Genomic DNA, 10,965 nt, shown 5'->3' with positions numbered 1-10,965 from the left:
GGAGCAACATGGGAAAGCTTGACGGCAAGGTAGCGGTCATCACCGGCGGCACCACCGGCATGGCGCTTGCCGGCGCGAAGCTGTTCGTCGACGAGGGAGCGCACGTCTTCATCACCGGCCGCCGCCATCGCCGCCGTCCTCATCGACAACGCCATCCCCACGTCATCTCCTCGGCAGCCCAGCGACGACCGCGGAACTACCGGGTCTGCTCCCGTTCCGGTGGAAGGCCAATGACGGCCCGGTCACGCCTCGTCGGCCGGAAGACGACGTCGAGTTCGGCGCGGCCGGAGCGGTAGATCTCGCCGTACAAGGGCAAGAACAAACCCGACTCGCAGAAAAACGCCAACCGGGCTCATGCCTGGCTTCGCGGGCCCGGCGAACGCGCCAACACCCAGCTCAATTACCGGCACATCCTGCACAAAGTCCAGCCCACGCGGGGTCGGTCGACTCGCCAAAGCCATCCATGTGCCACAGAAGTACGAAACAACCGTAGGATGAAAAGGTTCTTTCATTACTGCAGAGGCTGCCGCGCGGCGATGTCGATTCTCGCTGTACGCGAACGTGGCCTCCGCCGTCGCACTTCAATGCCTTCGCCTTTGCCGTGGCGCCCTCTGTCGGCTCTGATGTTGTCGCTCGAACTGATCAACCGTGTTGTGCAGCGACACCGTTTGCCAACTGCCACATTTCATCGTTCCCGCATTCTGCGGTGATCTCGGCCGTCGCGTGGGCTGCGGCGAGAAAGTCGTTGACCACCGGTGAGGTGCGCGATGCCGCCACCGCGAGGCACACCTGGTCGGGCGCCAGATCTGTGACGGGCACATAGCGGACTTCCGGGTGTGAGTAGAACACGGCTGTCGAACGGGCGAGGAACGAGATGCCCCGGCCGGCCGCGACATGTTCGAGCGTCTCGTCCACCCCGCGCACCAGGTATCCGGCGTTGGGGTGCGGGCGCTTGGTGGGCTGTGTGCTTGTGTCGGGATGCCAGAGCAGCGGCTCGCCGGCCAGGTCGGACTCGGTGATCTGTTCCCTGCCGGCGAATCGGTGGCCGGCGGGCAGCACCGCCACCCGCGGCTCGGTGTACAGCGGGGTGACACGCAGGCCGGTCTCGTCGATGGGCAGCCGCACATAGCCGACGTCGATGCGGCCGTCGAGCAGCATCGCGGCCTGGTCGTCGGACTCGATCCGCTGCACGTCCACGATCACGTCCGGGTGCCGGATGGCGAACTCCCGCACCGCCGCGGTGGCCGTGATGCCCGCGCGGAAGCCGACCATCAGCCGCTGGCTGCCGCGCGCGGCCACGGTAACCCGGCGGCGGACCGCTTCTGCGGAGGCCAGCAGCGGGCCGGCGTCGGTCAGCAACTGCCTGCCGGCGTCGGTCAGCGCCACACCGTGGCTGTCCCTGATCAACAGCGGGGCGCCAAGATCCTGTTCCAGCGCGCGGATCTGCCGGCTGAGCACCGGCTGTGCGATGTGCAGGTCATCGGCGGCGCGGCCGAAGTGCAGCCGGTCGGCGACGGCGACGAAGTAGCGCAACTTGCGCAGGTCCAGATCCATGGAGCCTCCCGATACGGCGATGCCTCCAGGGTATCGCCGTCGCTGAAACAGGTCTTGGACACCCGCTCAGACTGATGAAATCCTCAATAGGTACCCGGTGGGCCGGAGTGAATCCGGAACAAGAATTCGACATCGGGACTTGATAATAGGCCCCCAGAACTTGGATCAGCACGTCCTGAATTGATTCAGGCCCGTCGTGTCATTCGATGGCATCGACGACGCAACCGTTAACAACAACGGGGTGGGCGTGGCGTTCTGTCCAGATATTTCACTTCAGAAAGCAGGCATTCCATGAGCAGCATCAGCATTATCGGCCTGGGGGGCATGGGCCGCGCCATTGGCGCCCGCGCGGTCGAGGGCGGCCACGCCGTCGAGGTCGTCGGTCGCGACGCGGCCAAGGCCAAGGACCTGGCCGCCGCGCTCGGCGGCGGCGCCACGGCCGGGACATTCGGCACCGCCCCAGCCGGCGACATCGTCATCCTCGCCGTGCCGAACGCCAGCGCCGTGCCGGTCGTCGCCCAGTACGGGGACGCGCTGGCCGGCAAGGTCATCATCGACATCACCAACCCCATGACAGCCGACGCCACCGGACTGACCATCCCTGACGGCACTTCCGCCGCGCAGGAGATCGCCAAGGCCGCCCCGGCGAGCGCGCACGTCGTGAAGGCGTTCAACACCGTCTTCGGCCACGTCCTGGCCCCGGGTCGCCCATTGGACGTGCTTTTCGCCGGCGACGACGCGCGGGCCAAGGCGAGCGTATCGGCGTTCATCGAGAGCCTCGGGTTGCGCCCCCTGGATGCCGGAGGCCTGGAGATGGCGCACTGGCTGGAAGGGACGGGCCTGCTGATGATCAACCTGGCTCGCCACGGCGTGGGGGACTTCGACTTCGCCCTCGGCGTCAGCAATCTCAGCTGAGCACGCCCGCATCACCAATTCCCGCGCCACCTCACTCATAAGGAACAGCAGAATGCGCGTTTTCGTCACTGGCGGGACCGGCCATTCCGGTTCGTACATCGTCCCCGAGCTCATCGCCGCCGGGCACGAGGTCACCGGCCTGGCCCGGTCGGACACGGCCGCGGCGGCGCTGTCCGCGCTCGGCGCGAAGGTGCGTCGCGGCGACCTCGGGGATCTCGACGGGCTCAAGGAGGCGGCCGCGGACTCCGACGGCGTCATCCACGTCGCGCACCGGCAAGACCTGCTTTTCTCCGGCGGGATCCACGCCGTGGCCGCCGCCGAGCTCCCGATCATGCTCGCCTACGGCGAGGCACTGGCGGGAACCGGAAAGCCGCTGGTCGCGGCAGGGAGCATCGGCTCGCCCGGGCAGGGATTGCTGGGCCGGACGGCCACCGAGGAGGACCCGGCCCTGCCCAGTGGCGATGAGCACAAGGGCACCCTGCGGGCTCGTAACGTCGTGGAGACCACCGTAATCGGCCTCGCCGAGCAGGGCGTGCGGTCTTCGGTCGTGCGGATCGCCAACATCGCGCACAGCACGACCGATCGTGCCGGTTTCCTCCCGACGCTGATCGCGCTCGCGAAGGAGAAGGGCTTCATCGGCTACCCCGGAGACGGCGCGAACCTGTGGAACGCCGTGCACCTCCGCGATGTCGCCTCCCTGTTCCGCCTGGCGCTGGAGAAGGGCCCGGCCGGCAAATACTGGCACGCGGTCGACGACGGGGGCATCCCGTTCCGGGAGATCGCCGAGGCCATCGGCAGCCGTCTGGGCCTGCCCGCCGTGAGCGTTCCCTTGGACGAACTGGTGCTGCCGGGATACTTCGGGTTCCTCGCGAACATCGTCACGCAGAGCTACCCGGCGTCCAACCTCGTCACCCGCCGGACCCTCGGCTGGGAACCCGCTCAGCCCCGCCTGCTCGCCGATCTGGACAACGGCCACTACTTCCCCGCCAGCTGACGGCAAGGACCCGAGTCTCAACGAGTCCGGCACATGACAAGGAGGGCGGCTCAGAATATGACGACTGTGGGATTCATCGGCAGCACCATCGCGCGGCTCGGGTCAAGGCCTTCCCCCACGTGCCCGCCGCGCCACTGGCCGGGAAGACGGTCATCGACACGTGCAACCACGGCCCCGAGCGCGACGGGCCCATCCCCGAGCTCGAGAGCAAGTCGCTCACCTCAAGCGAGCTGCTGCTGCAGCATCTCCCGGACGCCATGGTTGTGAAAGCGTTCAACGACATCTTCTTCAAGCACCTGTTGTCACTCGCCCATGAACGGACGCCCCAGCCGCGCTGGACGTGTGGTGGCCGTCTGCATGATGAACACGATGTCGGCATCACTCATCAGGCGGGGACGGCCTCCCGCTCGGCTGCGGCCTGCAGGTGGCTTCCACGACAGGGCGTTGATCACCATGGCGTCGGTGTCCGGGACACGCGCATCCCCGGACAGGTTTGAGTGACGAAGGGTTCGTCTGAAGCTTGATTCGCCAGCGGCCGTGGCTGACGGGCCTGGTGGTGGGCATGGTCGCCCCGGGCCAGTGGGACATCGTGGTGATCGATGACCGCCTGGTGGAGGAGTTGGAGGCGGGCGGGACCCCGGTGTACCCGGTCTGCCGCCGCGCGGCCGAGGCGATCCGCCCGCAATAGCTCCCGCGTTCGGCCGTTCCCCGGGCGTTGGCTAGCCGGCCCGTCAGGTCGCGCTCTGCTGGTCGTGGTCGCGCAGCATACGCAGGACGGTCGCGGCCGAGGGGTGACGGCCCTTCTTCTTGCCGCTGGTGATGACGAGCCGGGCGGCGATGTCGCGCAGGCTGAGGTCCTGGCCGCGCAGGTGCAGGGCCATGGACAGCATGTTCTCGTCGGTGACGGCAGAGCCGCCGATGGCCTTGCCGCGGGCGCGGGCGGATTCGTGGCCTTCCCGAGTGCGGTCGCGGATGTACTCGCGTTCCATCCCGGACAGGGCCGCCAGCACGGTGAACACCACGCCCGAGGGATCGTGGGAGCCCTGCAGTTCGCCGGTGAGGAACTCCAGCCCGATGCCGGCGGAGCGCAGTTGCTCGGCCAGGGCGGCCAGGTCGAGGCCGCGGCCGAGCCGCTTGTGCTCGTGCACCACGAGCGTGACCGCCACGCCCGCCGCGCGCAGTTCCCGGGCCAGGGTGACGGCCTTGTCGAGCTCGGGCCGGGTGGTGGCCCGGGTGGAGATCTTCTCGGCGAAGACGCGAGTGACGCCGGCGTCCTTGAGCGCGTCGAGCTGGGTGTCCAGGGACTGGCGGACGGTGGAGGCGCGGGCGTAGCCGATCCGCGCGTGCGCCGTGGGCTCGGCGTCGGCCGCGGCCGGGCGGGGTAGCTCGATCCAGGCCGTGCCCGGCTTGCGGACGGCCGGGGTGGGGACGTTGAGCGCCTTCGCGAACGCGGGCACGAGCCGGAAGCGGGCGGTGTGGTAGTGGATGGCCACCTTGCCCCGGCCGGTGCGGCAGGGCGATCCGGCAGGGGCGGCGCAGGAGGTCATCGGGCAGTCGTGGGCCTCCACGCGGAGGAAGTCGTCATCGTGCACCCGGAGATCGTTTCATAGGAGTGTTTCAGACCACCACCTGTATGTACCGACGGTCAATAGGCGAGTTCTCCGATGCCGCCATCGACGCGCAGGATGGTGCCGGCGGTGTAGGCGGACTCGTCAGAGGCCAGGTAGACGGCCGCTTTTGCCAGTTCGGTGGCGGTGCCGATGCGATGCAGGGGCACGGTCCGTCGCAGCTCGTCGTAGATGGCGGCCTGCCGCTCGGGGCCGAGCGAGGCGAACGCGTCCGTGAGGGTCGGCCCCGGGCTCAGCCCGTTGACGCGGACGCCCCGCTCCTTCAGCTCGTAGGTCAGCCCGCGCGACAGGGACAGCATGCCGGCCTTGGCGGCGCCGTAGACCGCCGCGTTCTCGTGCCCGATGAAGGCGGAGACGGAGCCGACGAGGATGACGGACGCCTGCCGGGACAACAGCGGCAGCAGGGCCTTGATCAGGAAGAACGGCCCCTTGAGATTGGTGGCGACGAGTCGCTCGAACGCCTCCTCGGTCCATTGCTCGATCGGCAGGTGGGTGACGTCGGCGGCGTTGCTCATCACGACGTCGAGCCGCGGCCATTCCTGCCTCAGCCGCGCCGCGAGCGCCGCCTGGCCGGGCACGTCGCCGGCGTCGGACAGCACGGGCAGCACCCTGCCGCCCAGCCGCCGGGCGGCCTCCTCCAGACGTTCGCGCGAGCGGCCGGTGATCGCAACGGCCGCTCCTTCGGCGAGGAACTCGCGGGCGGTCTCGAACCCGATGCCGCTCGTCCCTCCCGTGATCAGGGCGTACTTGTCCTCAAGACGACCCATTGACCTCAATCTCCTCACTCGCGCAAGAGCGCGTGGTTCTGGTAACGGTGGTTGTGCGGAGGGACCGGAGCGCGCCCCGGGTCAGATGGCTGTGCGGCCTCCGTCGGCGGCCACGACGGCGCCGGTCACGTAGCCGGCCTGATCGCCGGCGAGGAAGGCGATCACCCGGGCGACCTCGGCCGGGTCAGCGGCGCGCTTCAGCGCGGTCGTCAGCCCCATGCCGCCGAGGTCCGGGCCCATGGCCGCCACCACCTTGGAGGTGGTCATCGGGCCGGGCGACACGGCGTTGACACGCACGTTCGAGGCGGCGAACTCGGCCGCCCAGGTACGGGTGAGCGACTCCAGCGCGGCCTTGGTGGCGCCGTAGACCGCCATCGCCGGCATGCCGATTGCGGCCGCGGTGGAGCTGACGTTGACGATGCTGCCGCCCCCGCCGGCGGCCATCTTCGGCCCGAGCCGGGCGACCAGGACGAACGGAGCGCGCACGTTGACCGCGAAGGCGGCGTCGTAGGCGGCGAGATCCTGGTCGGCGGTCGCGCTGAACGGGACGACGCCCGCGTTGTTGACGAGGATGTCCACCGCCCCGGCGTCCTCGGCCAGCCGCTGCACGGCCTGCGGGTCGGCCAGGTCGGCGGGGATGAAGCGCACGGTGCCGGCCGCGCTCGCCCGCACGTCGTCCACGACCTGGGCGCCGCGGTCCGAGTCGGTGCCGGTGATGATCACGTTGGCTCCGCCGGCGGCGAGGATCCTCGCTGTCGCGTGCCCGAGCCCGCCGATGGCGCCCGATCCGGTGATCAGCGCCGTCTTCCCGTTGAAGTCCATGGGGTCCTGCCTCTCGTCTGTTCGCGCGTTCACGCGGCCGACTTCCATGCGATCGTTCAATAAGTCGCTCAGCCGTCACCGTACGGTATTTCGTGCAAGCGGTCAAAAAGTCGTACCCTGGGGGTATGGCACGGACAGGACGCCCCCGCGCATTCGACAAGGACCAGGCCCTGGAGCGCGCTCTTCTGCTGTTCTGGTCCCGGGGCTACGGAGAGACCTCCGTCCAGGACCTCGTCGACGCGCTGGCCCTGGAGCGGGGCAGTCTGTACGGCGCCTTCGGCGACAAGCGGCAGTTCTACCTTGCGGCGGTCCAGCTGTACTGGGACACCTACGAGCGCCGGCTACTGACGGCACTGGAGGCCGGGCCGGTGCTGCCGGCGCTGCGCGAGGTGCTCACCCATCCGGCCCGGGCTCAGGAGTACGCCTCCGACGTCGGCGTTCCGCAAGGGTGCATGATCGGCAACACCACCGCCGAACTCGTCCCGCACGATGCCGAGGCCCGCGACCTCGTAGCCCGCTCTCACGCCCGCTTCAGCCAGATCGTCGCCGAGGCCCTGCGGCGCGCGCAGGCCACCGGCGAGGTCACCCAGGCCGCCACCCCCGAGGCCCAGGCGCAGCTCCTGCTGTTCACCGTCCAGGGCTTCTCCCTGGTCTCCCGTACAGGACTCGACACCTCCGCCGCAATCGCCGCCATCGACGCCCTGATTGACGCCCTCCGCGCTTGATCCGCGGGCTCGGGGCCCATCGCGTCGTCGGCCGGTCCGGATCGCTGGGGCTTCGACGAGGTGACTGTGCGACCTGCGACCCGAGGCCTTGCGCGAAATCCTCGAAGGACTTCACCGGTGACGAACGTGCCTGACGACCTTGGAGCCCACTTGCTCAACAGCGGCGGGGCCGGCGGGAGGCGTCGCTGCGGTCGGGCCGGGTAAGCGGCTGCAACGGCATCCCGGGCCGTCAGTCACCTGCCCTCACATCGAGACAGGCTGAAGAGGAAGGCCCTAGCGGGACTGGTGGCCCCAGGAGCCCGAGAGGTCGCCCCCATCAATCCTCGTCGTCGGCGTCGTCGGCGTCAGGATCGCGCAAGGCCCGCCGCACGCCACCCAGCTGCGGGCGTTGAAAGGAGTAGCGGCCGTGCACATTGATGTGTCGTCTGATGAACGGACTGAGTCGGGCCATCATCCCAGCATTCAGCCAGGTTATTCCGCGCTTCGGCCCGAAATACTTCTTATTCGGCCGGGCGTACGCGGACGGCACCGGGACGACGAACCGCATGCCGTCAATGGCTGCGACCAGGCCGCCGCCCAGGGCCTGGGCGAAACCGATCCCGGCCTGCTTGGGGATCAGGTGCGGGTTGGTCGCGGCAGAGTTGTCGGCGCGCCGGTAGGTGTGATCGACGTAGCCGAGCCGGTGCCGCTCCAGCGCGGGCACGCCCTTGACCGCGATCGGCCCGTAGGTGATGTTCAACGCCTGCGCGGTTGCCCGCGATCGAGGTGAATGCCTCCATGAACGTCGGGCACCAGCCCAGCACCTCCACGACCGCCTCGGAGATGTCCACCCACGGCATCATCGCCTCCACCCACTTGCGCAGGTCGATCAGAGACGGCGGCTCCTCGACCGCCTTCACGCTCGCCACATGGATCTTGCCGTCGTCGTCGATGGTGACGGAGGTGTCGGCCGCCAGCCCGGCCCGGAACAGGCCCACCGACTGCTCTCGGCCGCGCTGACGTCCGTCCTCGGACAAGCGTGACCGGAAGCGCCTGTGGCTCTGTCCTGCTTCATGCCACGCGGGGCTGCATGCGCGCCAGGCTGAAGGCGGCTGCTGCCTCGCCGGGATACAGCGGTCAAAGGTCGCTCTCCGAGATGTACGGAGAGGGGTTCCGAGCGGATACGTAGAACTGTGACGTGCATCCTGGCGCGCGGGTCTGTCGCCGTGTTCGATGCCTGCCCCGAGGTCACGGTTCTTGCCGGTTGATTCCGCCGCCTCGACCTCGCGACTCCGTATGCACTCGCCTCTCTCCGCTCCTGCGTACTGTCTAGAAAGGCATGTATCAATGACAGCTCCAGCAGCCCTGCCCCCATAGCAGGGCGCTGCGCGAGTCGCTGCCGTTGGCGGGAAAGCCGCCCAGCGGCGGCGTTGGCCGCGGCCAGCCCGCGGAACTCCTGCTGCGCATCGTCGTCCTTGCCCTCCTTGGCTGCCATGGCCCGCGCGGTCAGCGCGCTGCTGGCGTAGACGAGCAGCGCGATGCTCAAGGCCGGGGCCGATCAGGTGCACCATGCCTGCCGCGCCGGTCCAGGGCAGGCTCGGCAGCGGCAGCCCGCCCTCGGCGGGCCCAGGACGTCCAGCCGGTCGTCGAGCCCGGCCAGGGCGACGACGGGGGTCGCAACAGTGAGCACGATCAGTGGGCCAGGCAGGCGCGTAGCGGCCATGGACGCGGACGTACTCGACGCGAGCCAGGAAGGTCAGCGCCTGCGGCAGCAGCCCGACCCGGCCCTCGGCCCGGAGCCTGGCGGTGGCCGCCAGGGCGAGCTGGTGGGTGCGGGCGTCGTAGTCGGCCAGGCCGAGCCCAGCGATCAGCAGCAGCCCACGGCGGTCAGGTCCGGCCTGGGCGCGAGCGGACTCGGCCACGTCGGCCAGCGGTGGCAGGCCGGCGGAGGGGCGTCCGAGGGCGAGCGCGACGAACCAGCGGCAGAGCTGGTGGACCGCGACGACGTCGGCGTCGGGCGGCACCCGCAGCGCGCCGAGCTGCTCGGCCGTGCGCTGTGCCATGTCGCGGTCGCCGTCGAGCCAGATCATGGAGGCGGCCGAACAGCAGCCAGACGGCCGAGCTCGGGTCGGCGGCGGCCAGGTGGTCCACGCCGACCGACAGCATCGCGTGCGCGCCCTGCAGATGACCCTCGCCGTAGTCGGAGCAGGCTCGCACCCGAATCAGCCGGGAGGCCGGCTCCGCGCCGGGGACCCGGCGCGGAGCGCCCGGGTTCTGGCCCCGTCGAAACGGCCGCTGAACTCGGTGGCCCCGGCCGCCAGCATGAGCCGGCGGGCGCGTTCGCCGGCCGAGGGGCTCAGCGCGGCGGCACGTTCGTAGGCCATCGACCGGCGACGCCGGGAAGTAGCGGTCCGAGCGATCACCGTGCCAGGCCGTGGCGGGGACTCTGCCGAGCATGATCCTTGCGACCTGGCCGAACCGCTCGCGCCGGTCTCCGTCACCCTGTACGGCCCGGCGGCTGATCGAGTTCATCACCGCCGCCGTCCTGGTGCCGATCGTGATCGGCATCGCTGTCAAAGCGTGATGGAGCCGGTTCGCAAGGCGCGCCGAACGTGTCTTGCGGGTCGTGTCCGCGTTCAGTGCGGCCGCGCTCATCGTGAGCGGGTTCGCCGCCAACCTCTCCCCGCTTACCGACAACCTCAAGACCCCGGCTGTCGTCGCCTTCTCCCTCGCCGGCCTCACCACCGGGTACGGCGTGTTCCAGCAGTCGAAGCTGCACCCTGTCGGGATGGCGTACCCGGGATTCGCCGGGCACTCAGCGATCGACCTGGTCGGGGTGGATTCACCGTTGACACCGGCTTCCCGCTGTGATCACTTGAACGGGTGCACAGATGGGGGACGGCGGTGACCTGCCGGTCGCGCAAGTGCCCGTCAGGCGGCTCACCGTGTTAGAGACACGCGCCCCGCAACGGCTCTGGAATCGCGGCTTCACCCTGTTCTTCGCAGCTCGCAGCACGTCTCTGCTGGGTGACCACATGCTGCCCGTCGTCATCTCGGCCGCGATGATCCACGGCGGGTACGGCCTCAGCGGCGTCGGATACGCGCTGGCTGCCCACCTTGCGCCCTTCGCCATCCTCATGATCTTCGGCGGCGTCCTGTCGGACAGGTTCGGCGCCCGACGCATGATGATCCTTTCCGACGTCGTGCGCCTGGTCTTCCAGTCGCTGCTCGCCCTCCTCTTCGCCGTGGGCACACCCGAGCTGTGGCAGGTGCTCATGCTCCTGGCGCTGATCGGAGCCGGGGGCGCCACCTTCCAGCCGGGGGTCGCCAGCATCACCCCGCAGATCGCCCAGGACGTGCAGCGGGCCAACGCCACGCTGCGCGTCTCCGAGTCGTTGATGAGCGTGGTCGCGCCCTCCCTGGCGGGGCTCCTCCTGACCGTCTCCGCGCCGTGGACGGTCTTCGCGATCGACGCGGCGACGTTCGCGGTCAGCGGCGCCTGCCTGTTTCTCCTGCGTCTTCCGGCGGCGCGCGGGGCGGGCGCGGGAGGCTCGACGTTCCGGCTCGATCTGGTGGTGGGG

The 10,965-nt window shown here is 69.5% G+C and carries 14 protein-coding genes and 1 pseudogene; 9 read left to right on the top strand and 6 right to left on the bottom strand.

What is annotated here, in order from left to right:
- Positions 1-296: 296 nt before the first annotated feature.
- Positions 297-498 (top strand): annotated as a pseudogene (locus C1J01_RS40660) (IS5/IS1182 family transposase); the annotation flags it as partial.
- A gap of 144 nt (positions 499-642) precedes the next feature.
- Here the strand turns inward: C1J01_RS40660 and C1J01_RS40655 are convergent.
- Positions 643-1,554 carry a LysR family transcriptional regulator gene (locus tag C1J01_RS40655; protein WP_111184384.1) on the bottom strand — a complete coding sequence of 304 codons (912 nt, stop codon included), beginning with the start codon at positions 1,552-1,554 and terminating at the stop codon, positions 643-645.
- 291 nt (positions 1,555-1,845) lie between these two features.
- Here C1J01_RS40655 and C1J01_RS40650 point away from each other — a divergent pair, with 291 nt between their 5' ends.
- From C1J01_RS40650 to C1J01_RS50520, 4 genes are all read left to right on the top strand, one after another.
- Positions 1,846-2,469, top strand: coding sequence for an NADPH-dependent F420 reductase (locus C1J01_RS40650; protein WP_111184383.1), 624 nt, complete (start codon positions 1,846-1,848; stop codon positions 2,467-2,469).
- Between the two features lie 52 nt (positions 2,470-2,521).
- Complete coding sequence (locus tag C1J01_RS40645) at positions 2,522-3,463, top strand: SDR family oxidoreductase (RefSeq protein ID WP_111184382.1); 942 nt, start codon at positions 2,522-2,524, stop codon at positions 3,461-3,463.
- A gap of 119 nt (positions 3,464-3,582) precedes the next feature.
- Positions 3,583-3,960: an NAD(P)-binding domain-containing protein gene (locus C1J01_RS51610; RefSeq protein ID WP_220040354.1), complete on the top strand. Its 378-nt coding sequence runs from the start codon at positions 3,583-3,585 to the stop codon at positions 3,958-3,960.
- A gap of 23 nt (positions 3,961-3,983) precedes the next feature.
- A complete protein-coding gene (locus C1J01_RS50520; protein ID WP_181449240.1) occupies positions 3,984-4,151 on the top strand; it encodes a hypothetical protein in 168 nt (55 codons plus the stop codon).
- 43 nt (positions 4,152-4,194) lie between these two features.
- On the opposite strand, the gene C1J01_RS40630 is transcribed toward C1J01_RS50520, so the two are convergent.
- The 3 genes from C1J01_RS40630 to C1J01_RS40620 all read right to left on the bottom strand — a co-directional run bounded on the left by C1J01_RS40630 (position 4,195) and on the right by C1J01_RS40620 (position 6,680).
- A complete protein-coding gene (locus C1J01_RS40630) occupies positions 4,195-5,055 on the bottom strand; it encodes a recombinase family protein (protein ID WP_235854989.1) in 861 nt (286 codons plus the stop codon).
- A 53-nt stretch (positions 5,056-5,108) separates the two neighbouring features.
- Entirely contained in the window at positions 5,109-5,858 is a 750-nt protein-coding gene (locus C1J01_RS40625; RefSeq protein ID WP_111184381.1) for an SDR family oxidoreductase, read from the bottom strand.
- 81 nt (positions 5,859-5,939) lie between these two features.
- Positions 5,940-6,680: an SDR family NAD(P)-dependent oxidoreductase gene (locus C1J01_RS40620; protein WP_111184380.1), complete on the bottom strand. Its 741-nt coding sequence runs from the start codon at positions 6,678-6,680 to the stop codon at positions 5,940-5,942.
- A gap of 125 nt (positions 6,681-6,805) precedes the next feature.
- Here C1J01_RS40620 and C1J01_RS40615 point away from each other — a divergent pair, with 125 nt between their 5' ends.
- Entirely contained in the window at positions 6,806-7,405 is a 600-nt protein-coding gene (locus C1J01_RS40615) for a TetR/AcrR family transcriptional regulator (protein WP_111184379.1), read from the top strand.
- 316 nt (positions 7,406-7,721) lie between these two features.
- On the opposite strand, the gene C1J01_RS40610 is transcribed toward C1J01_RS40615, so the two are convergent.
- Complete coding sequence (locus C1J01_RS40610; RefSeq protein ID WP_111184378.1) at positions 7,722-8,144, bottom strand: Tn3 family transposase; 423 nt, start codon at positions 8,142-8,144, stop codon at positions 7,722-7,724.
- 38 nt (positions 8,145-8,182) lie between these two features.
- Here C1J01_RS40610 and C1J01_RS40605 point away from each other — a divergent pair, with 38 nt between their 5' ends.
- The gene (locus C1J01_RS40605; protein ID WP_111184377.1) at positions 8,183-8,404 is read left to right on the top strand and encodes a hypothetical protein; all 222 of its coding nucleotides are present in this window, start codon (positions 8,183-8,185) and stop codon (positions 8,402-8,404) included.
- Between the two features lie 1,202 nt (positions 8,405-9,606).
- Here the strand turns inward: C1J01_RS40605 and C1J01_RS50515 are convergent.
- Positions 9,607-9,768, bottom strand: coding sequence for a hypothetical protein (locus tag C1J01_RS50515; protein ID WP_181449239.1), 162 nt, complete (start codon positions 9,766-9,768; stop codon positions 9,607-9,609).
- A gap of 71 nt (positions 9,769-9,839) precedes the next feature.
- Here C1J01_RS50515 and C1J01_RS53325 point away from each other — a divergent pair, with 71 nt between their 5' ends.
- A complete protein-coding gene (locus tag C1J01_RS53325) occupies positions 9,840-9,968 on the top strand; it encodes a hypothetical protein (RefSeq protein WP_268958792.1) in 129 nt (42 codons plus the stop codon).
- Between the two features lie 307 nt (positions 9,969-10,275).
- Positions 10,276-10,965, top strand: a 690-nt coding sequence (locus C1J01_RS40595) for an MFS transporter (RefSeq protein ID WP_146615900.1), incomplete at its 3' end; no start/stop codon positions are given.

The sequence above is a fragment of the Nonomuraea aridisoli genome (assembly GCF_003236395.1).
Taxonomy (GTDB): Bacteria; Actinomycetota; Actinomycetes; order Streptosporangiales; family Streptosporangiaceae; genus Nonomuraea; species Nonomuraea aridisoli.
The sequence above is the reverse complement of the archived record's forward strand: the minus strand, read 5'-3'. Positions and strand labels throughout refer to the sequence as shown.

What these genes read in the sequence shown, in the direction of transcription:
- C1J01_RS40655 (WP_111184384.1), bottom strand. Translation starts at nt 1,554, where the DNA reads ATGGATCTGGACCTGCGCAAGTTGCGCTACTTCGTCGCCGTCGCCGAC.
- C1J01_RS40650 (WP_111184383.1), top strand. Translation starts at nt 1,846, where the DNA reads ATGAGCAGCATCAGCATTATCGGCCTGGGGGGCATGGGCCGCGCCATT.
- C1J01_RS40645 (WP_111184382.1), top strand. Translation starts at nt 2,522, where the DNA reads ATGCGCGTTTTCGTCACTGGCGGGACCGGCCATTCCGGTTCGTACATC.
- C1J01_RS40625 (WP_111184381.1), bottom strand. Translation starts at nt 5,858, where the DNA reads ATGGGTCGTCTTGAGGACAAGTACGCCCTGATCACGGGAGGGACGAGC.
- C1J01_RS40620 (WP_111184380.1), bottom strand. Translation starts at nt 6,680, where the DNA reads ATGGACTTCAACGGGAAGACGGCGCTGATCACCGGATCGGGCGCCATC.
- C1J01_RS40615 (WP_111184379.1), top strand. Translation starts at nt 6,806, where the DNA reads ATGGCACGGACAGGACGCCCCCGCGCATTCGACAAGGACCAGGCCCTG.
- C1J01_RS40605 (WP_111184377.1), top strand. Translation starts at nt 8,183, where the DNA reads ATGAACGTCGGGCACCAGCCCAGCACCTCCACGACCGCCTCGGAGATG.
- C1J01_RS50515 (WP_181449239.1), bottom strand. Translation starts at nt 9,768, where the DNA reads ATGGCCTACGAACGTGCCGCCGCGCTGAGCCCCTCGGCCGGCGAACGC.
- C1J01_RS53325 (WP_268958792.1), top strand. Translation starts at nt 9,840, where the DNA reads ATGATCCTTGCGACCTGGCCGAACCGCTCGCGCCGGTCTCCGTCACCC.